The sequence below is a fragment of the Paenibacillus sp. Soil766 genome, from assembly GCF_001428105.1.
In the GTDB taxonomy this organism is placed as follows: Bacteria; Bacillota; Bacilli; order Paenibacillales; family NBRC-103111; genus Paenibacillus_E.
The window spans coordinates 127,138-147,008 of the sequence record NZ_LMSJ01000034.1 but is presented as its reverse complement, the minus strand read 5'-3'; the positions used below and the strand labels follow the sequence as shown (position 1 = coordinate 147,008).

General features: G+C 46.3%; 16 protein-coding genes. 2 read left to right on the top strand and 14 right to left on the bottom strand.

The window, feature by feature from the left end; all coding sequences use genetic code 11:
• Position 1 precedes the first annotated feature (1 nt).
• The 9 genes from ASG89_RS24155 to ASG89_RS24115 all read right to left on the bottom strand — a co-directional run bounded on the left by ASG89_RS24155 (position 2) and on the right by ASG89_RS24115 (position 12,143).
• A complete protein-coding gene (locus ASG89_RS24155; RefSeq protein ID WP_057313577.1) occupies positions 2-1,441 on the bottom strand; it encodes a S41 family peptidase in 1,440 nt (479 codons plus the stop codon).
• A gap of 42 nt (positions 1,442-1,483) precedes the next feature.
• Positions 1,484-4,087: a DNA mismatch repair protein MutS gene (gene mutS / locus ASG89_RS24150; RefSeq protein WP_082593553.1), complete on the bottom strand. Its 2,604-nt coding sequence runs from the start codon at positions 4,085-4,087 to the stop codon at positions 1,484-1,486.
• Between the two features lie 237 nt (positions 4,088-4,324).
• Positions 4,325-5,794: a putative amidoligase domain-containing protein gene (locus tag ASG89_RS24145; protein ID WP_057313576.1), complete on the bottom strand. Its 1,470-nt coding sequence runs from the start codon at positions 5,792-5,794 to the stop codon at positions 4,325-4,327.
• Between the two features lie 142 nt (positions 5,795-5,936).
• Entirely contained in the window at positions 5,937-6,503 is a 567-nt protein-coding gene (locus ASG89_RS24140; protein WP_057313575.1) for an outer spore coat protein CotE, read from the bottom strand.
• 114 nt (positions 6,504-6,617) lie between these two features.
• Entirely contained in the window at positions 6,618-7,577 is a 960-nt protein-coding gene (locus ASG89_RS24135; protein ID WP_057313574.1) for an aromatic acid exporter family protein, read from the bottom strand.
• Positions 7,578-7,660: 83 nt separating this feature from the next.
• Positions 7,661-8,503, bottom strand: a complete 843-nt coding sequence (locus ASG89_RS24130) for an ABC transporter permease (protein ID WP_057313573.1) — start codon at positions 8,501-8,503, stop codon at positions 7,661-7,663.
• Positions 8,496-9,269, bottom strand: a complete 774-nt coding sequence (locus ASG89_RS24125; protein WP_057313572.1) for an ABC transporter ATP-binding protein — start codon at positions 9,267-9,269, stop codon at positions 8,496-8,498. The genes ASG89_RS24130 and ASG89_RS24125 overlap by 8 nt, the downstream gene beginning before the upstream one ends.
• A 64-nt stretch (positions 9,270-9,333) precedes the next feature.
• Positions 9,334-10,347, bottom strand: coding sequence for an ABC transporter substrate-binding protein (locus ASG89_RS24120; RefSeq protein ID WP_057313571.1), 1,014 nt, complete (start codon positions 10,345-10,347; stop codon positions 9,334-9,336).
• 275 nt (positions 10,348-10,622) lie between these two features.
• Positions 10,623-12,143 carry a carboxypeptidase M32 gene (locus ASG89_RS24115; protein ID WP_057313570.1) on the bottom strand — a complete coding sequence of 507 codons (1,521 nt, stop codon included), beginning with the start codon at positions 12,141-12,143 and terminating at the stop codon, positions 10,623-10,625.
• A 178-nt stretch (positions 12,144-12,321) separates the two neighbouring features.
• Between ASG89_RS24115 and ASG89_RS24110 the strand changes: the two genes are divergently transcribed.
• Together ASG89_RS24110 and ASG89_RS24105 are read left to right on the top strand one after the other, a co-directional pair.
• Positions 12,322-12,654, top strand: coding sequence for an iron-sulfur cluster biosynthesis family protein (locus ASG89_RS24110; protein ID WP_063868113.1), 333 nt, complete (start codon positions 12,322-12,324; stop codon positions 12,652-12,654).
• Between the two features lie 49 nt (positions 12,655-12,703).
• Positions 12,704-13,282 carry a beta-class carbonic anhydrase gene (locus tag ASG89_RS24105; protein WP_057313568.1) on the top strand — a complete coding sequence of 193 codons (579 nt, stop codon included), beginning with the start codon at positions 12,704-12,706 and terminating at the stop codon, positions 13,280-13,282.
• Between the two features lie 74 nt (positions 13,283-13,356).
• On the opposite strand, the gene ASG89_RS24100 is transcribed toward ASG89_RS24105, so the two are convergent.
• From ASG89_RS24100 to ASG89_RS24080, 5 genes are read right to left on the bottom strand one after another with little or no spacing between them, the layout of a single operon-like run.
• A complete protein-coding gene (locus tag ASG89_RS24100; RefSeq protein WP_057313567.1) occupies positions 13,357-15,492 on the bottom strand; it encodes a hypothetical protein in 2,136 nt (711 codons plus the stop codon).
• Positions 15,493-15,516: 24 nt separating this feature from the next.
• Entirely contained in the window at positions 15,517-16,695 is a 1,179-nt protein-coding gene (locus tag ASG89_RS24095; protein WP_057313566.1) for an ABC transporter permease, read from the bottom strand.
• Entirely contained in the window at positions 16,692-17,411 is a 720-nt protein-coding gene (locus ASG89_RS24090; RefSeq protein ID WP_057313565.1) for an ABC transporter ATP-binding protein, read from the bottom strand. The genes ASG89_RS24095 and ASG89_RS24090 overlap by 4 nt, the downstream gene beginning before the upstream one ends.
• Before the next feature lie 27 nt (positions 17,412-17,438).
• Positions 17,439-19,181, bottom strand: coding sequence for an efflux RND transporter periplasmic adaptor subunit (locus tag ASG89_RS24085; protein WP_057313564.1), 1,743 nt, complete (start codon positions 19,179-19,181; stop codon positions 17,439-17,441).
• Between the two features lie 55 nt (positions 19,182-19,236).
• Complete coding sequence (locus ASG89_RS24080) at positions 19,237-19,845, bottom strand: hypothetical protein (RefSeq protein ID WP_057313563.1); 609 nt, start codon at positions 19,843-19,845, stop codon at positions 19,237-19,239.
• Between the last annotated feature and the right edge of the window lie 26 nt (positions 19,846-19,871).

Genomic DNA, 19,871 nt, shown 5'->3' with positions numbered 1-19,871 from the left:
CTTAATTCCCCTTTGCAGCTTGTATAGATACGTTCTCCCCTTGATGAATGACTTTCAACTGTGGAAAATAATCATCAAATACATCGACATTCACGTAGCTGAATCCATTTTCAATCACCAGGTTTTCCTTTTCGATCGCAAAAGCCTGTGTTCCTTTATCATCGGTGATATCCACAGTGCGATTGGTTTCATTCCAAGTAATTTTAGCACCGATCATTGCCGCCAGCCCTCGAGCAGAAGCAAACAGATGCCCATTATCACGGAAGCTGCCGAAGCCGTAACCTAGGTCGACACCGTTATAAGTAACACTATGTTTCGAAAACGACACTTGGATATCCGATATACCTGTTTCATGAAGAGCTGTAATGAGTTGTGCTGATACGCCATCAACCTTTAAATCTGGCGTAATGCCAACTTTGTTCACTTTTCGCATTTTGGGGGTTAAGTATTCTTCTACTGTGACCTTCAAAACACTTTGATCTGGAAGCTCGAAGAGCTGTTGAACACTTCCTTTACCGAAGGTCTGCATCCCAATCACTTTCGCAACCCCATAGTCCTGTAAGGCACCTGAGAGTACCTCTGAAGCACTTGCACTATTCTCATTCGCTAAAATATAAACAGGAATCGCAAGCGGATTTCCATCTTGAAAAGCTACTGGGTCATCGACGCCATCACGGTTCTTTGTGTGAATGAGGACCCCCTCTTTTACAAAATGTTTAGCGATATTACGAGCCGTTTCTAGATAACCACCAGGATTATCTCGAACATCTAGAATTAACGACTTCAATCCTTTGGCTTGCAGCGCGCTTAGTTGTTTATCGAATTCGTCATCAGCTTCATCCGAAAAGTCCGTAATTTGTATATATCCAACGCCATTGGTAAAGCTTTTGCTGTATACTTCCGGGGAATTTACAGCTTGGCGAGTAAGTTCAAACGTTATTTCTTTATCTCCGCGCAGTACAGTAACCTTCACTTTGGTGCCAGCGACTCCGATAATTTTACTCCGAACAGCATCAATTGAAGTCGTCGAAGCGGCTACGCCATCCACAGCTCTTATATAATCATCTGGAAGCAGCCCGGCAGCTTCTGCTGGAGAACCAGGGATTGTTTTCGAAACGTATACACCCTTGTCATCGAGCCCAATTACACAGCCTATGCCTTCAAAACTATTTTCCAGTGTATTCGAAAATTGACCATAATCCTGAGGAGTGAAGAGAACTGTATAAGGATCCTTCAACCCAGCAATCATCTGCTCAATGCTCTGATTTTCCAGAGCCTCTAAGGTAACGCCGCTCACATGGTTTTCAACAAGCGTCTTTCTCACGATAACGGTTTGTAAATCCTCTTGTGCCATGGCGCTTACAGGCATAACGACTGCTAGCGCCGAAGCGAGTGCTAAAGTTGCTTTGACAGCTTTCTTGTTCGCTGATGATAATTTCATATGCATATCTCCGTTCAGTAGTAATCTAATGTCTGAGCAACATTACTGTAGTTTTTGTTTCCATTCATATACCAAATTGAGCGCCTGCAATGGCGTCATATTGATGAGATCAATCCCCTTCAACTGGTCAAGCACCAGTTGAGATTTGCCGTCATGCTTCTTCTTGACGGCGACTTCCGCTGGACTGTCCTCCTCGAAGAGGGACAGCTGTCGGATCGGTACCGCCGTGGTCGCTGCGGCTTGCGGTACTGCTGCGCGCTCTTCAAAACCGTTGAGTAGCGCATACGAGCGCTGAATGATCGCGTCCGGCAGCCCGGCGATTTCGGCACAGTAGATGCCGTAACTCGTGCTGGCTGCCCCAGGGATGAGTTTGCGCAGGAAGGTGACCTGCCTGCCGCTTTCTTTCACGGCCATACAGTGATTGCGCAGATGTACCAGGCTCTCCTCCAGATGGGCGAGCTCATGGAAATGCGTCGACACAAGTGTCTTGCAGCCGATCCGATCATGAAGGAATTCAATGACGGCCTGAGCAATCGCCATGCCTTCACCTGTCGAGGTGCCGCGACCCAGCTCGTCAATGATGACAAGGCTGCGATTCGTCGCCTTCTCTGTCATGACCTGGATGTCCATCATCTCGACCATGAATGTACTCTGACCACCGATGAGATCGTCGGCAGCGCCGATCCGCGTGAAGATCCGGTCTGTGACCGGAATGCGCGCGGAGCTCGCAGGCACGAAACAGCCGATCTGCGCCATCAGGCAGATCACAGCCACTTGCCGCATATACGTACTCTTACCGGCCATATTCGGCCCGGTAATGAGCAAGATGCGGCCCTGCTCTTCAAGTAAGCTCGTCCCATTCGCAATGAACGAGCCGTCCTGGATAACAGCCTCCACCACAGGGTGTCGACCGTCTTCAATCGCAAGATCGAAGCCTTCGCCGATCTCCGGCTTGCGGAAGTGCTGCGCCGCGCTGACCGTTGCCAGCGATTGATACACATCGGCGGTGGCAATGACCTCCGCCAGCTTCTGCAATCTGGAGATATGCTTCGAAATCCGGTCGCGCAGCTCCGTGAACAGCTCATACTCCAGATCAATCATTTTATCTTGCGCTTCCAGAATGAGCGCTTCTTTCTCTTTGAGCTCTGGCGTCACATATCGCTCAGCATTCGCAAGCGTCTGTTTACGTTCATAACGCCCTTCTTGAAGGGCGGACATATTGGCCTTCGTCACCTCGATAAAGTAACCGAACACTTTGTTGTAGCCGATTTTGAGCGACTTAATGCCCGTTGCTTCGCGTTCTTGACGTTCCAGCTCAGCAATCCATTGTTTCCCGTTCTTGCTAGCTTCACGAAGTTGATCCAGGTAGGGCTGATACCCTTCACGAATCATCCCTCCGTCACGAATGGAGACCGGAGGCTCGTCCTCAATCGCACCAGCGATCCAAGCCATCACATCATCACAAACGTCCATATTTTCAACGAGTTTTCGCAGCGTTTCGGAGCCTGATGCGGTACATAGCTGCTGGAGCATCGGCACTTGCTGCAAGGAGTGCTTCAACGCGATCATATCGCGGGCATTCGCATTCCCATAGGAGATGCGAGCGACCAACCGCTCCAAATCATAAACTTCCTTCAGCGCTTGCTTCACATCTTCTCGCACAATCAATTGATTGTAGAGCAAATTAACTGCTTCTAATCTTTCCTCAATCCGAGACACGTTCATAAGCGGCTTTTCAATCCATCGACGCAGCATACGCGCGCCCATGGCGGTTACCGTTTTGTCCAATAGCCACAATAACGACCCTTTTTTGGCACGCTCACGAACCGTTTCAACGAGTTCTAAATTTCGTCGGGTAAACGGATCCATCGTCATAAACTGATCCGGCTTATAGATGCGAATGTGCTTCACGTGGGTGAGTGCTCTCTTTTGCGTTTCTTTCAAATAGGCAAGCAGCGAAGCGACGCCTTGTCGACTGATGCTAGACAAGTTCGATAACGCGGCATCTTCAGCAAAATGTTCATCAAGAAGGTTCTCATCCGCTCTTGTCCACTCCGTTAACACCATATTGCGGCCCCACGCAGCGCCAGTCTCACGAATTGTTGTCAGCAACGCTTGGTTGGTCACAATTTCGGATGGATTATAGACATTTAACTCATCAACGACGAGCTCCCAAGAATTAGGCAACTCTGTTGTGTAGAGCTCACCTGTTGAAATATCACAGGCTGTAAACGCGTAACCATTGGCTTGGTTAACCAGGGATACGATGTAATTGTTGACGGATTCACCTAACAGCTTGCTATCCATCACTGTACCTGGCGTTACGATTCGTACGATTTCTCGGCGTACAACGCCTTTCGCTTCAGCAGGATCTTCAACCTGTTCACAAATCGCGACTTTGTAGCCTTTCTCAATTAAGCGGGACATATAGTTGTCTGCTGCATGATGAGGGACGCCGCACATCGGAATCTTCTCTTCACCGCCACCTTCACGGCCTGTTAACGTAATCTCTAATTCACGTGACGCATTAATGGCATCTTCAAAAAACATCTCATAAAAATCGCCCAGACGAAAAAACAAAAAAGCATCTGGTACCTGTGCCTTTACGGCTAAGTACTGCTGAATCATCGGCGTATATGTAGCCAACTTGTGTTCCTCCAACCTTTTCCGTAATGAAAAATGTACGCTTTGAAACTATCATTCTTATTTTCATCCATACACAGATTAATAGACGTCATTCTGCTTGCAGCATGCCCAATTGCCGCCAGCAAGCAGAACAACGAAATGCGTGTACAGCCTTCTCATACCACTTATTTCCACACAATTTCCAGCCAATCCTAATCTCTTATACAGCACTAACTCTATGAGGCGATAGATAATCTATTATAACATGATTCCTTCCTCAAAAGCTTCTTTCCGCACCCCGGGTGCAATTTTCCAAGCGACTCGAATGTCCGCTGATTCGTTCCATGATGTCAAGGATGTAATTTGCAAGCGAAGACCTTCCAACAAGCCAGCATGGACCTCATACCCCTTGAGTTGCTCCAAGTCTTTCCATAGCTTAGCTGCCTCATCTTGCAACCTCCGCTTATTCCCACTGTAGTACGCAGCTTGAATATCTGGTTCATGCAGCGGCCTCCGCGGTAAACGCCAGTAGTTATTAACAATCAACGCAGCCAGTGCGAAGACACCTCGCGTGATGACTGGTGAAGCCAGCCAACTCGGCAACGTCCGGTACTCAAATCCCCCATGTGACTTCTTACGGAAGTCTCCAAGATAGCCATACCTTGGGCGCCGACCGCGCGTCGACTCGTCCTCGATCAAGATCAGTGGCAGAGCGAGATAATTGTCCAGCGCCCGCAGCAGATGCCCATTCATCCAGCAACGGCTAAAATGCAGGTGACCGCCTAACGGGTAACCACGCACAGGCATGCCGCCCGAGCACCAGGCGAGGCTATGGTCTGTGATCTTCCGTGCGGCAATGCCCATTGTTACGCGGACGTTCTTGGCGAGCTGGAGCGGGTCCATGCTAGGCTGCGGGCGCAGCTCGGCTAGCGGCAGAATCACGCGATGCCCGCTCAGTACGATGGCGTCGCTGCCTACAACACCGTCGCGAGTTAGGAAGCGGTCGGCGAAGACGACCTTGCCCTGTGGGTTTACGAGCAGGAATTCCGGATCGCAGCCGAGCATCGCTCGTTCTTTGCGTTCCAGCTCTGTCGCAAGTGTTTGATCGTATAGATCGATCGCTTGCGCAAAGAGCTGCGCCAATTTCCCGTTCAGCTTCGGAACGGGATCGACGTCCAACACGAGCGTATGACCCGTTGGCGTGATCCCAATGGTGACAAGGCCATAATCTAAGCCTAGCGCATAAATTGCTTTGACGGATTCGCGGCTCGCCCTGCGAGAGTGGAAGTTGATCTGACCTGGGCTTACTTCTATGTATGCCGGATTCACATTCACTTGTCTTTGATGCTGTAAGGACTTCTCCGAAAGCAGGAGCGTCTCCTTTTTCTCATAAATAAGTAAGGTTTGGAGATGAAACACGGCTACTTTATATTTATGCGTAAAAAGTACGGCTTCCTTTTTCCCTCGCGCTGTGGCTGCCTGGGAGGCGATCGTTTTCATCCCGTGAAGCTGTAACAAATCATCCCGTTTCTTGCGATTCTGCGCACGCATGATCGCTTTAATGGGCTGCAGAGCAAGTTGGTGCGGGTATTCATCATGCGCTGTTCCCCAATGAATAATCATCCGTCCCTGCCAGTTCTCGGGGAGCTTACTCCCACTCGGAATGCGGATGCGTTCTGAAAGCTCTTGTGCATCTTTCTCCTGTGCATGCAGGAAGAAGGTTTCCATTCTAACACCTCCTGTTCACTTATTCCCACCACGCCTAGCGCTTTATATACGCCAATGCCCAAATGTGCGAATACAACAAAAAAGAGGGCAAATGCCCTCTGCCGAACCTCTTTAGCCCGCATATAATGGCGTATAAGATCCCCTAATCCAGTTCATCCTCGAGCAGATCGGCGTCGAGATCCTCATAATCACCATCGCCACTGTCATCGAAATCCACGTGCTTGTCGTCGAAGTCATTGCAGCCGTTGGTGCAAACGACTACACAGACTTTCGTTTCGGCAATGAGCTCAACTTGAAACTCGCGTTCCACCCGAATGATGACGCTGTCGCCGCTTGAAGAGATGCTGGCCTCTACGCAGTTCGGCTCTTGCGTCGCGACAGCTGATACTTCGGCTGTCGTCGGCTTATGTTTTTTGTCTAAGTAGCTTAGTCCAACGATTTCTACATACGATACGGTTTCTTTTGCTACGTCTGTTTTGGTGTTACGATCGTAAGAATACCAGATGTTGATATCGTAAGTACCAACTACCTCTACGCCCTCTCCAGAATGGACAGCCTCGAATTGGTTATTAATAATCCAAGCGCCCAAAATACTGGTTGGAGAATAAGGCGGAGTCACGGTATGACTTACATGAGAAAATTTGCGACCTTTACCGCAGACAGCCTTTGTAATGATCTCTCTGCATTGCAAATCTTTATCTAATGACATCCTTTCAACCTCCTCCATACAATCATTCATTACAAGTGTATGCAGGACAGTAGTCTAGAGTGACAATTATTTTATATTATTTTTGAGATTCAAAAATACTTATATCTGTCAGAGTCAACCCGCTTCAGGACGGTGCTTTTTTTGCTTTTTGGCAATAGCTAAGTACTGCATTAGCTCTCTGTTAAGCTGTAATATCGCTGATCTCACTTCGAATTCTTCCCGACTCTCAGGCAATGGCATTTCCTTGTACCGTGTGTTCAGCTCTTGTAATTCTTTCTCTGCTTCCCCTGTATAATAGTCTTCCTTCACAGATTGACTAATATCTTCGAAGATCTTAGCGACCAACTCTCCTTGCGGAAGTGTCTGATACACGCCGGCAACGAGATCAATCATCCGATGGATCGACTCCAGCTGCTCGCCTCTCATGTAGAAATACACACGCCAATAAGGATCCCAGCCAAACAGCAACGTATTATCCATCGAACGCTTGGCCAAGCTCGCCCCGCGTTCAATTTCTTCACTGACTTCAAGAAGCTCCTTACCATCCCATATCACGGTATTATCGCGAAGATGCTTGGCAATGTTGACAAAAATGTCGGAAAATAATTTCTCGATTTGTTGTTTATGTGCGATAAGTGCGGCGTCAGCTTTGGGCATATACGCAATATTGATCACAGTTGCTGAACCCAGTCCAATGACCAATAATAGCAGCTCATTGAGAACAGATGGCCAGTCCGCGGATTCATAAGCATAAAGATGCAGCATCACGACCGCACCCGTCACAGCCCCCTCGGTAATCCGCAGCCTAACTAGCACTGGAAACACGATAAGAATAAACAAACTCACGACCCAGATATGGAACCCAAGCAGATTAAATAAAACCGAACCAATCAGCAGTGCCAGTATGGATGCCGCAATACGGTGAAGGGCACTCTGGATGCCTTTCTTCTTCGTTACTTCAATGCCCAGAATGGCAAGAAGACCCGCTGCTCCAGGCGTATGAACCCCAAATATATACGCTAAATACATAGCAATTATGACCGCAACAGCTGTTTTGAGCACACGAAAGCCCATAGTGTTTTCACCTCGTTTACAGGTTTTTCTATGGGCTCATTATTTCATTTTGCATGGGGCTGTGGCAAGCCTTTCTCTATCGATTACCGATGTTTCGTTAATTTCTTCTCTAGTTTGGCTACAAGCTGATACATCACCGTTGCGACAATTGCGATCACGAACAAGGTAGAGATCACTAAGGTGAAATTAAAAACTTGAAAACCATATATGATTAAGTATCCCAACCCCTCTTGGGACACTAGAAATTCGCCAACGATAACGCCGATCCAAGCTAAGCCCACATTGACTTTCAACGTAGAAACAATAGCAGGAAAACATGATGGCAGAATCGCTTTGAGAAATACTTTTCGCTGATTGCCTCCAAATAACTTCACGACCTTGACGTAGTTAGGATCTACTTCCTTGAAGCTGCCATAGACAACAAGGGTCGTAATAATGACTGTGATCGACAGTGTCGTTGCAATAATAGAAAGCAAGCCGGGTCCAAAACCGACAATAAATAATGGCCCCAGTGCAACCTTAGGCATACTATTCAGCACAACAATGTAAGGATCCAGCACACGCGATAAAAATGGCGACCACCAAATAACAACAGCTAGGGCCGTGCCCAGAATCGTTCCCAAGAAAAATCCGATAATCGTCTCTTCAACGGTGACCACTACATGTGGAAGCAGCGTACCATCGAGGAGTTTCTCCCATAGGAGAGCGATTACCTTGGTAGGATAACTAAACAGCAGTACATCAATCCATTTCAACCGTGAGGCTAGCTCCCATAGGAATAAAAATAGAAGTAAAATGGCTGCTTGAAAAAGTCGGACCCATTTCGTCTCTCTTTTCCTCGCCTGCATGAAACGCTGGTGTACGTCTTGCTTTAATTTCTCATTCAGTTGGTCAATTTGGATGCGCTGCTCATCTCGTTTACTCATGCTGCACACCCCCAAATTCCTGCCAAATTTGTCGAAATAAGACGTGAAATTCAGGTAACTCTCTCGCTTCAAAGGGCACAGCTGCCCGAATCATCTCTGGCATTAGAAAGGTTCGGCGAATACGCCCTGGATTCGGAGCTAATACGATAATCCGATCACTCATCGCAATCGCTTCTGAAATATCATGTGTAACCAGAATCGCAGTTTTTTTCTTGGCACGCAGTGTTTCTACAACCAAGTCTTCTAACTGCAGCTTCGTTTGGTAATCCAGTGCCGAGAAAGGCTCATCTAATAGAAGCAGCTCAGGTTCTGTGGCCAACGTCCGAACAAGTGCAACCCGTTGACGCATCCCGCCTGACAACTGCGCCGGATAATAATCTTTGAAGGCTAGCAGACCCATTTCCTCCAATAAGTGAAGTGCCCCCTGTTTCTTCTCTTTCGTCAATGTGCCTGCGATTTCCAATCCCATACAAGCATTCGCTTCAATCGTCCTCCAAGGAAATAAGTAGTCCTGCTGCAGCATGTAACCTACTTTTAGCGATGGTCCTTGCACTTGATGACCTGCAACGATGATTTGGCCAGACGTCGGCGGAAGGAGTCCCGCAATGATGGATAAGAGGGTTGTTTTGCCACAACCGCTAGGACCAATCAGACTGACGAACTCGCCTTTCGCGATGTCAAACGATATTTCTTGGAGGGCAAGCGTTGCCCTCTCCTCTGTTACATAAACCTGTGTGACATCTTCTACCTGCACAGCTGTGTCCATGGAATCAACCTCCTCTTATCTTTCTATTGCGTTGGATAATGTATTTAAAGTGCTTCTAAAGCGTTTATTTCTTAACGGTCGATTTCGCTTTTTCTGCAAAAGAATTATTCACCAGTTTGCTCCATGCCACTTTCTCTTTCAGCTCTCCAGCCGATGTCATCACATCAAGTAAGTTATTCCATTCTTTTTCATCAACAATGCCATCCGTTGCGAAGGAGTCTTGATCCTTATAACGTTTCACAACACTTTTCACAATCGCGACATCGATATCTTTAAAATAAGGTAATACCGCTTCTGTAATTTCATCCACGCTTTTCGCGGCAACCCATAACTGTGCACGTTGAATCGCATTCGTGAACTTCTGAATTGTGGCCGGATTAGCTTTGATGAAGCTTTGCTTCGACATAAACACGGTGTAAGGCAGCTGGCCACTCTCTACTCCGAAGGATGCAAGCACGTAGCCCTTGCCCTCTTTCTCGATAATCGATGCTTGCGGCTCGAACAGCTGTACATATTCACCAGTACCCGAAGCATAAGCCGATACAATATTGGCAAAATCAATGTTTTGAATCAACTGCAAATCCTTCTGCGGGTCGATGTTATGCTTCTTCAGCGTGAACTCGCCAGCCATTTGCGGCATGCCGCCTTTACGTTGTCCAAGGAATACCTTGCCTTTGAGGGCATTCCAATCTAACTTATCTACTTTGTTTCGAGCTACAAGGAAAGTACCATCCGTTTGAGTCAATTGTGCAAAATTGATCACGGGATCATCCGAGCCTTGTTGTGACACATAAATGGATGTTTCTGATCCTACAAGTGCGACATCAATCGCATTAGAGAGTAGTGCTGTCATCGTTTTGTCACCGCCAGGTGTTGTCGTCAGCTCTACATCTAGCCCTTCATCTTTGAAAAACCCCTGCGATAACGCAACATACTGCGGTGCATAGAACAAGGAACGCGTCACCTCACCAATGCGCACCTTTGTTGTTTCTTCCGTTTTGGTTCCACACGCTGAAGCGATTAGGCTTAAGAGTAGAACGACGGATAATGTGAATCCCCATCTTTTCCGATTGTTCATAGGACGTCCCTCCGATTTGAATTGTAATGTATCCTATGCAGGAGCCCAGACGTCGGTTAATGGTTCTTCCAGAAAAGCTGTTGGCATTGATATAATTTGGAATTTATGACGAAGATGTTGATGTGTTTGTGCCTGTGCACGAAGACATGTTAGGAGAAATAAGTGCGAAAGTGCAGCTATTTCCCAACAATTACCGCAACAAAAAAACAGCCCCCCGCAACGAAACAAATCGTCATGGAAAGCTGTTTCACTCCTAATTTACTACTCTTCAACCACTAAATCCCGTACACTTCCGAGTATTTCTCTTCCAGATACGCCACCAAATACTCAGGATTCAACGGCTCGCCTGTTACTTGCTGAATGATTTCGTTCGGTGTCAGCAGCTTACCGTGCTGGTACACTTTCTCCGTTAACCACGCTTTGATTGGCGCTAGATTGCCTTCCGCTATCAGGCTATCAAAGTTCGGCAGCTCTTTGCGAAGCGTGTTCGTGAATTGTGCCGCGTACATGTTACCAAGCGCATACGATGGGAAATAGCCGAACGCACCGCCCGACCAATGCACATCCTGTAGGACACCTTCGCCGTCGTTCGGAGGTGTAACACCTAGATACTCCTCGTATTTGGCATTCCACGCCGCAGGTAAATCCGCTACGGCAATGGAGCCGTTGAATAAGCCTTTTTCAAGCTCATAGCGAATCATGATATGTAAGTTGTACGTAAGCTCATCTGCTTCAATACGGATCAATGACGGCTCGATATGATTAATAGCTCGATAAAAATCATCTACGCTGACATCATCAATTTGCCCGCTAAATGTTGTCTGAAGCTCGCCATAGTAGCGGTCCCAGAATTGTTTGCTGCGGCCAATGACGTTTTCCCAGAAGCGGGACTGCGACTCGTGAATCCCCATCGAAGTACCTGTACATAGATTCGTACCAACGAGGTCCGTAGAAATATTTTGTTCATAAAGCGCGTGTCCGCCCTCATGAATCGTACCGAACAATGCTGATGTAATGTCATTTGGCAAGTATCGCGTCGTAATTCGTACATCGCCTGGGTTCAAAGCTGTTGCAAAAGGGTGGACCGTTTCATCCAATCGACCTGCTTCAAAATCATATTGCATTTGCTTCAAAATAGAAAGTGAGAATTGCTTCTGCTTGCCGATATCAAATTGCTGGTCTAAGAATGCACGATTCGGCTGATTCGCCGAAGCCGCAATCCGCTGAAGCAGGGGAACTGCTTTTTCACGCAAGGTTCCGAATACCTCATCCAACTTCTCAACCGTCATCCCTGGCTCGTACATATCCAGCAATGTGTTATATTTATGCCCTTCATAGCCCCACAGCTCAATAAACTCCTGCGTAGCGGCTACGATTTTCTCCAAATATGGCTGAAAGGACGCCCAATCCGAATCATGCTTAGCGCCTTCCCATGCTGATTCCGCTTGTGAGGTTAACACGACATAAGCTTGGTATTTTTCGGCGGGAATTTTTTTGCTGCGATCGTATTCTTTTTTACATTCCTGGACCATCTTGCGGGAAATGGGATCTAACTGCTCCAGTTCGGCTGGCTGCATAAAGAAATCCACATAACTGCCCATCTCATCTGACGTAGACATCCGAAATACTTCGGTGGAGAGCTCACCGACAACCTCAGAACGGGTCTCGATCCCTTTTTTCGGAGCACCCGTCCGCATGTCCCAATAAATCAAAGAGATAGCCTCTTCGTACTGCTTCATTTTACGAACATAAGCTTTGAACGATGCCAACTTGGCATTTACAACACCAACACTCATGTGCTCATCTCCTTAAAGTTTCTCGTCAGAAAAACTAACTTCGGAAGCATTCGCTCCCAAATGTTTCAATAATTATCATACTTCCAACGCTGGTTAGAATCAAATTTGCATCCAAATGTGTTAGAATACATACATGCCTTGCAAGTTCAGATTGTTGCAAATGCAACTATTAAGGGAGATGACGACTTTGAATATCACATTTACCGATACAGCTAAACAACGATTAGCACCATTTCTCGAACAAAATAACACCTTATTGAAGCTCGTTTTTGATACCGAAGGCTGCGGTTGTTCAGTCAATGGCGTACCTACGCTATGGTTGGTTACATCAGCAAATGCCGAAGATATTTCTGCGGTGACAGACACGTTTCCTTTGATATTTAAAGCGAAGGACGAGATCTTTTTCGAGGAGAACATGAAAATTGACTTCCATGAGGGAAATAAATCCTATATACTCAAGAGTAATAATCAGATTTACAATGCGGGTATGAGCTTAGTCGATAAACGATAAAGCTGCACAAACATAGACATGCAGCACATCAACTACCTGGAGGGAAACCATGTCATTGATTAATGAGATTTTAAGCTACAACAAGGATTTCGTAGAAACGGAGCAGTATCAAGAGTTTCTGACTACCAAGTTTCCAGACAAAAAAATGGTTGTCGTCACATGTATGGATACACGGTTAGTTGAATTGCTCCCTAAAGCCATGAATCTTCATAATGGGGATGCTAAAATAATTAAAAATGCCGGTGCCATCGTCTCTCATCCCTTCGGCAGTCTTATGCGCAGTATTATTGTCGCTGTCTATCAGTTGGAAGCTGACGAAGTATTCGTCATTGGGCACTATGATTGCGGGATGACAGGACTTAACTCGGATGTTGTCATCGCCAATGCGAAGGCCAGAGGTATTTCCGACGATGTCATTGAGACACTGGGACATGCTGGTATTGATTTGAAGAAATGGCTAACAGGATTCAATCATGTTCGTGATGGCATCGAGAAAAGCGTTAATATTATTCGAAATCATCCTTTGTTACCGAAAAATCTTCCCGTACACGGCCTGATCATCGATCCGGAAACAGGTCGTTTAGATCTCGTTGATGCGGCCTATCCGCCATCACCAGAGCTGTTGTAAATAGAGCAAGCTTTGCAATGAAAAAGAGTAGATCCAGTACATACTGGACCTACTCTTTTTTTCATTTTAACCGATTATGGTGTAATCGTTCTGATCAAGCGTTTGGCTTCCCCATTCGGAGTAGCAATTACTTCATAAATGTAAAATACAGAATTCGAGGTAATTTGCTCGGATCTCACATTCGTAAATTCGAGGAACTGAACGCCAGACAATATTTTTTGCTGACCTGTGAAGGTCATGGCTTTGGAACTCAATAAACGTCCTTCAGTGTCCACAACTTCAAACAAGAGTGAAGAGAAATTCGCATCCGTGATGACTTGAGCTTGGCGCTCCACATCCAGATCTAACCGTAAACGGTAACCATAGGACCCGTCTTTGCTATATGTAGTGCTGAGTGTATAATCGTCAAAGTTGATCGTAAATGGATACACAGAGATGGGTCCAGTTGTTGGAACAGGCTGCACTTCCGTTTTGAAGGAACCAACCGCCAAACGGCTCGTATCATACAGATTCAGCGCAAGCTTATCCGCGTCTTCACTATCAGGTACCATGTACGAGTAGTTCAAAACATAGCTTGTGTTCGGTGCAATGCTTTTCGCCACATTCGTTTGGCGAACACCCGTATAGGTGTAACCATCTTCATTCGTCAGATCCGTTTGAAAATCCGGCAACGTCAATGTTGTCGTGCCTTTATTCGTCAATTTATATTTCCCAACGATCGTCTTATAGCCAAAGTCTGAGTTTACACTCATGCCTAGCTCAACTAGGGACATATCCATGTTTGAATCGAAGCCATTGGAGGTAGTTAGTTTAAAGGCGTCACCGATGGTATAAGCTTGAGCTGCCGCATACGATGTTGCTTCGCTCGCAACACCTGCACCTGCAAGTGATGTAATGGCGACTGGCAGTGCTGACACTTGTTTCGTAGTATCCGTATTACCGGTGTTGCCAGTACCCCCTGTACCTGTTTGCGTTGTTGTGGAAGCAGCTGCTGCTTGCTTCTCAAGTACAACTAGCTGCAAGGCTTCTGCGCTTAGTGACGCAGGAACGACCCCTTGGAAACGGAAGGTTGTCGACTCATTAGGTGATAAATAAGAAGTACGTACCGCATTGTCACTTGATGTCACACCCACATTGCCACGGTTCGCCTGGAACTCTGCAGTTAAGTTAGGAATTGTGATGATTCCTTCACCTTCGTTCGTCAAAGTCACATTCGCTTGTACATGCAATCCATCTGATTGTTGAACGGCGGATGCCCATGAAGTTGATATGACAAGACCATTCAAATCGTCATTCGCTTCGATATTCGGATATGCCGCTTTGGCGCCAATCCGGCCTACAGCGAAGGTTTTCGCAGTGTTTAATGTGCCTAATACCGTTGTTTTCACTTTGCCCTTAGGCGAGAATAACAAGGACAATTTATTCGCATCTAGGGAAGCTGGTACAGCAGCTTGTAGTTTCACTGTCACAGGCTGCTCAGGAAGCAAGGACCCGACATTTCCAACGAATTGTGCACTATAGGTCAATCCCTTACTATCTTGGAAATTGAGTTCTAGACCTTCTGGCAGCTTGACGCTGGAGCTGCTTTCATTCGCCAATGTGAGATCTGTGTATACCATCCATGCGCCGTCTTTGTAGACTTTATAGCTATTTCCGAGTTTCGCAGTTACTAAGACCTCTTCAGCTAATGCTGTATCGATCTCTTTTAAATTAATGACAGCTTGTTGCTCCAGTGTTTGACCGGCTTCGACCATGGCGGATTCGACAGAAAGCGCACCGATCTCTGATAAGGAGTTCGTGTTCCATTGGAAAATATCCACTTTCAAATCGGAAGGCGTCAGATTGTTCGGGATTTCTGACGTAAATTTAAACGTCCCCGTCTCGCCCGCCTTCACTCTTGCTACAACCTTCTCATTTAGCTTCGCTGTATAGGTAATGCCATTTGCATCAATGACTTTTACACCATAATTATTGAAATCGACGATAGCGTTACTATGATTGTTCAAGCCCAACGAGAAGCGAAGTGAACCATCCTCGGCTCCAACCGATAGCGATACTTTATCTAAAGTAAAATAGACGGAATCACTGAGAAATACACCTTCCTTACCAGCGAAAGCTGAGGTTGCCAGAGGAAGTGTTAAGAAGCTTGCAGCGGTTAGCAATAAAGCTGAACGGCTGAGCAGTCGTTTCATCTTACGTTGTTGGATCACTGGGAGTCCTCCTTGTAGTTAAATTTAGTCAGAACGCAATGCGTCAATTGGACGCAGCTTAGATGCTTTGTTTGCTGGATATAAACCGAAAACCACTCCGACTAAGACAGAGAATAAGAAGGAATAAAGGCCTACATCAAAGGAAAGGCTGGTCGCTTGCTTCGGACTAAAATAAGGCAAGGCATACGAGAATCCAATCCCGAGAAGAAGTCCGATTAATCCTCCCATTCCACTGATCACAACGGCTTCCACCAGGAATTGCATCAAAATATTGCGACGCTTCGCACCAATTGATTTGCGAATTCCAATTTCACGTGTTCGTTCACTTACCGTAACTAGCATAATATTCATGATACCGATACCACCGACGAGCAAGGAAATCAAGGCAACTGCCACTAATTGATTCGTAAGTGTATTCGTTGCTTCCGTCCGTGCTTTCAACAGTTCGTCTTGATTCGTTAAAACAAAACCAGTATCACTCTTAAACTTGTACGTCAGGTACTGCTTCATCGTCTCTTGCGCTGTATAAATATCGTCCTTCGTAGGTGCTTCGACATACGTAGTACGAATTTGACCCAGCTTAAACTGACGTCTAGCAGACTCTAAAGGCACGATAACTGAGCTATCTACAGAAGCTCCACCGATGTTGGATCCTTTTTCCTTGAGCGTACCGATTACGTTAAATACAACACCATCAATATTAATGTTTTCGCCAACTGGATTTAGTGTTCCAAAAAATTTCTTCGTGACTTCACTGCCCAGAATAGCGACATTCGAACGAAACTCAAGGTCTGTCGGCGACAAATTTCGACCTTTGTCAATGGATGCTTTAATGATGTCGAAATAGCGGTCATTCGTTCCAAGGACGTTATATTTTTCTTGCGTCCGATCATATTTGACGTTAGAGCCATTCTTCGACATCGTTGGAGCAATCGATTTAAATTCCGGAAAATTCTCGAAATTCATCAAATCTTGATAGCTCAGCTGAGTAGCTCGCCCGTTCCCCGTCGCCGTAACTACGAGCAAATTCGTTCCCATGTTCTCGTATTGCTTCGCAATAGCTTCCGAAGTTCCTTGACCGATAGAAACGAGTGTAACAACCGAGCTTACACCAATGATTACGCCGAGCATGGTCAGAAAGGTGCGCAACGGACTCGAAATGATCGTCCGAAGCGACATCCGGATCAGTTCACTTACCTTCATACACTCACCTCTTGCTGCAACAGAGCCTTCTTCGTGTCATTCCGATAATCATCCACGATAATTCCGTCACGAAGTGCAACGACACGTTTCGCATTATCAGCGATATGATGATCATGCGTAATGAGAACGATGGTATTGCCCTGTGCATTGAGCTGAAGGATAAGTTCCAGTACTTCCTCACCCGTTCGTGAGTCCAAAGCCCCCGTCGGCTCATCGGCCAAAATCAGCGATGGCGAGATCGCCAATGCACGCGCAATGGCTACACGCTGCTGCTGTCCCCCGGACAGCTCACTTGGCCGATGATGACCGCGTTCGCCCATCCCGAGCATTTTCAACATCGCATTCGCACGTTCTTTGCGCTCTTTCTTCGAAATACCAGCATAGATCATCGGTAACTCTACGTTTTCCATGGCAGTTAATCGCGGAAGCAGATTAAATTGCTGAAAGATGAAGCCGATCTTCTGATTTCTCAGCTCAGCTAGTTCATTATCACTCATACGCTCTGTTACAACACCGTCCAGTGTGTAGCTGCCTGATGTTGGTACATCCAACAACCCGATTGTATTCATTAAGGTTGATTTGCCGGATCCACTCGGTCCGATAATGGCAACAAAATCACCCTCGGCGACAGATAACGATATATTGCGGAGAATGGGAAGATCTTCCTCGCCGCGCCTATAGGTTTTCGTAATATCTTTTAACTCAATGATATTCATCCCGCAATTGCTCCTTTCAGGGCAGCATTATCTGTTACCGCCACCAGCATTACCGCCAACTTGAGTACGCTGTGCAGCACCGCCTCCGGCATTACCACCTGCTCCGCCTGCTCCACCTTGCCCAAAGCCACCAGCTCCACCACCGCCAAAGCCGCCTGCTCCGCCGGCACCGCCGCCTTGCTGGAATTGCTGTCTTAAACGATTAATCTCATCTTGGCTTAAATTTTGCTGTCTTCTTACAGCTTGAGGCACTACAACTTTATCGCCTTCTTTAAGACCATCCGTGATCTCAATTTGCGTTGTCGAACGAATACCAATTTTCACTTCATGTTCTGGCTCTGTTGTTCCATCCGCTTTCTTCACGGTAACCACACGTTTACCGCGTTGTAGTTGAAGCGCTTCTGGCGGGATATAGAGCGCATCTTTCTTATCCTGAATCAAAATTTCGCCAGTTGCCGTCATCCCGTATTTCAATAGGTTATCTTTATTCTCTGTAGCTAGGATAACATCATAGAAAGTTACACCGTTTGTTGTTGTACCAACCGTCGAAACTTGTGTCACTTCTGCTGGGAAATTGCGTCCTGGGAAGGAGTCAACTTTAATTTCAGCTTTCATTCCTACTTTAATATTAGGTAAGTCTAGCTCATCCACTTGGACGGGAAGTTGCATTTTGGCAAAGCTTGCCACCGTACCAAACTGTGTACCGCTTGAAACTCTTGTTCCTGGTCGGAAGTTGCTAAGAATATCCACTTTTTTATTCACGAAATCTGTTGAGAATACACCATCGAAAGGAGCTAGAATTTTCAGTGCCGTTACGCGATCTTGCGCAGCATCCACTTTTAATTTCTGACGCTCTAGTGCGGCTTGCGCCGTAAGTATATCATCATCTAATGTGTCATTCACGAAGGATGCAAGGAGATCGCCTTGATGCACAATTACACCTGTTTTGAAAGGCAATGTGGAAATACTGCCGGACGTTCCTGCAAGTACTGTAGCTACTTGTATGTACTGAAGAGCAGCTTTCCCTTGGGAATCCACTGCGCGTCCGCCAATAGTTGCAGATCCCATTGCATTCATTCCTGCATCCATGGAATTGTCATTCTCAATATGTATATCAATATCGAAAAGCTTACCACCCTTACCATCCGATCTTGGATCTTTAGAAATGGCCGCAATCGTGCCCGTTTTGGTGATCATGAAGCCGTCAACCGTTATGTCGATCGTATCACCTTTATGTAATTGTCCAGCATCCTCAACAAAAAATGGCAGGGTTACTGTTAACGTACTTGCATCGCCAATCGTAGCGATTTTCGTTGATTTATTAATCGTAGCGCCAACATCAATATTGGCATACGTTAACTTCCCGCTAATTGGCGCACTAGCACCTGTTATTCCTTTTTGTTGTTGCTTCGTGTTCAAATCCTTCTCTAGTTGCTCATAAGTTACTTTGGCATCTTGCAGATCGTTTTCCAAGTTTGAGCTTGTCAACTCAATGAGAACATCTCCCGCTTTAACCGATTGATTACGTGTCAGGTTAATCGATTTGATACTCGCATTTTCCGTTGAGGAAATTGTCTGTGTATCTTTAGGCTCAAATTGAGCTGTTCCCGAAACAGAAGAGCGGATATTCCCCTTTTTGACATCAACCGTAACTTCTTTCGTCTCTGCAGATTTGGTTTTCTTCCCTTTCGCCAAATAGGCATAGGTACCACCTGCACAAACGATGATTGCGACAATTACGATGAACCATTTGCTGCGAAAAAATTTCATTCTGTTACTTCCCCCTTAGCAATGTTCCACTATTCTCACGCTTGTGTACTCGGCCTTACAATTTCGAGACCAGCAAATCGATTAATTGCTGTTCAACACTAGTCCCCAATCCTCGTGTTTCCACAGATGGTGCTGCATTGTTTATATGCTCTGTCACACCAGCTTCAACCCCTTGCTCTGACTTCCTCCTCTTTTCGAAAGCGTTTACAAATCGTTCCCTCTCAGCAGCTGATAAAGCGTCCTTGTGAGTCTTCACTCGTTCTGCGATACGCTGCTTCAATTGCTTCGATTGTTCATCCAGATAAGCTTTCTGCTCATTCGTTAACACTTGGATGACTGCTTTTCGTTCGGATTCGTCAATGCTGCCTTCTTCTTCACTTTTGCGAACGATGGGCAAAATGGATCGAGATTGCTCGGCAGTCAATGCTAATAAAGGTTGTTGATCCATTACGATTAACCCTTGGAATAGCATAACTAGTCGCTGTTCTGTTACATTCTGTACATCTTCAGCCGTAGGGAGCTCTTGCGAGGCTTGACCGGAAGCAGGCATAGTCGGGTTCACAACAGAGGAGCTAGCTTGTCCAGTACCCTCTACGGTACAACCGACTAACAAGAAGGATGTGAGAATCACACACAACAAGCTATTGCGTGTACTACTGCTCACCAACATACACCCCCACAAAAAAAACC

What these genes read in the sequence shown, in the direction of transcription:
- ASG89_RS24155 (WP_057313577.1), bottom strand. Translation starts at nt 1,441, where the DNA reads ATGAAATTATCATCAGCGAACAAGAAAGCTGTCAAAGCAACTTTAGCA.
- ASG89_RS24145 (WP_057313576.1), bottom strand. Translation starts at nt 5,794, where the DNA reads ATGGAAACCTTCTTCCTGCATGCACAGGAGAAAGATGCACAAGAGCTT.
- ASG89_RS24140 (WP_057313575.1), bottom strand. Translation starts at nt 6,503, where the DNA reads ATGTCATTAGATAAAGATTTGCAATGCAGAGAGATCATTACAAAGGCT.
- ASG89_RS24135 (WP_057313574.1), bottom strand. Translation starts at nt 7,577, where the DNA reads ATGGGCTTTCGTGTGCTCAAAACAGCTGTTGCGGTCATAATTGCTATG.
- ASG89_RS24130 (WP_057313573.1), bottom strand. Translation starts at nt 8,503, where the DNA reads ATGAGTAAACGAGATGAGCAGCGCATCCAAATTGACCAACTGAATGAG.
- ASG89_RS24125 (WP_057313572.1), bottom strand. Translation starts at nt 9,269, where the DNA reads ATGGACACAGCTGTGCAGGTAGAAGATGTCACACAGGTTTATGTAACA.
- ASG89_RS24120 (WP_057313571.1), bottom strand. Translation starts at nt 10,347, where the DNA reads ATGAACAATCGGAAAAGATGGGGATTCACATTATCCGTCGTTCTACTC.
- ASG89_RS24115 (WP_057313570.1), bottom strand. Translation starts at nt 12,143, where the DNA reads ATGAGTGTTGGTGTTGTAAATGCCAAGTTGGCATCGTTCAAAGCTTAT.
- ASG89_RS24110 (WP_063868113.1), top strand. Translation starts at nt 12,322, where the DNA reads ATGACGACTTTGAATATCACATTTACCGATACAGCTAAACAACGATTA.
- ASG89_RS24105 (WP_057313568.1), top strand. Translation starts at nt 12,704, where the DNA reads ATGTCATTGATTAATGAGATTTTAAGCTACAACAAGGATTTCGTAGAA.
- ASG89_RS24095 (WP_057313566.1), bottom strand. Translation starts at nt 16,695, where the DNA reads ATGAAGGTAAGTGAACTGATCCGGATGTCGCTTCGGACGATCATTTCG.
- ASG89_RS24090 (WP_057313565.1), bottom strand. Translation starts at nt 17,411, where the DNA reads ATGAATATCATTGAGTTAAAAGATATTACGAAAACCTATAGGCGCGGC.
- ASG89_RS24085 (WP_057313564.1), bottom strand. Translation starts at nt 19,181, where the DNA reads ATGAAATTTTTTCGCAGCAAATGGTTCATCGTAATTGTCGCAATCATC.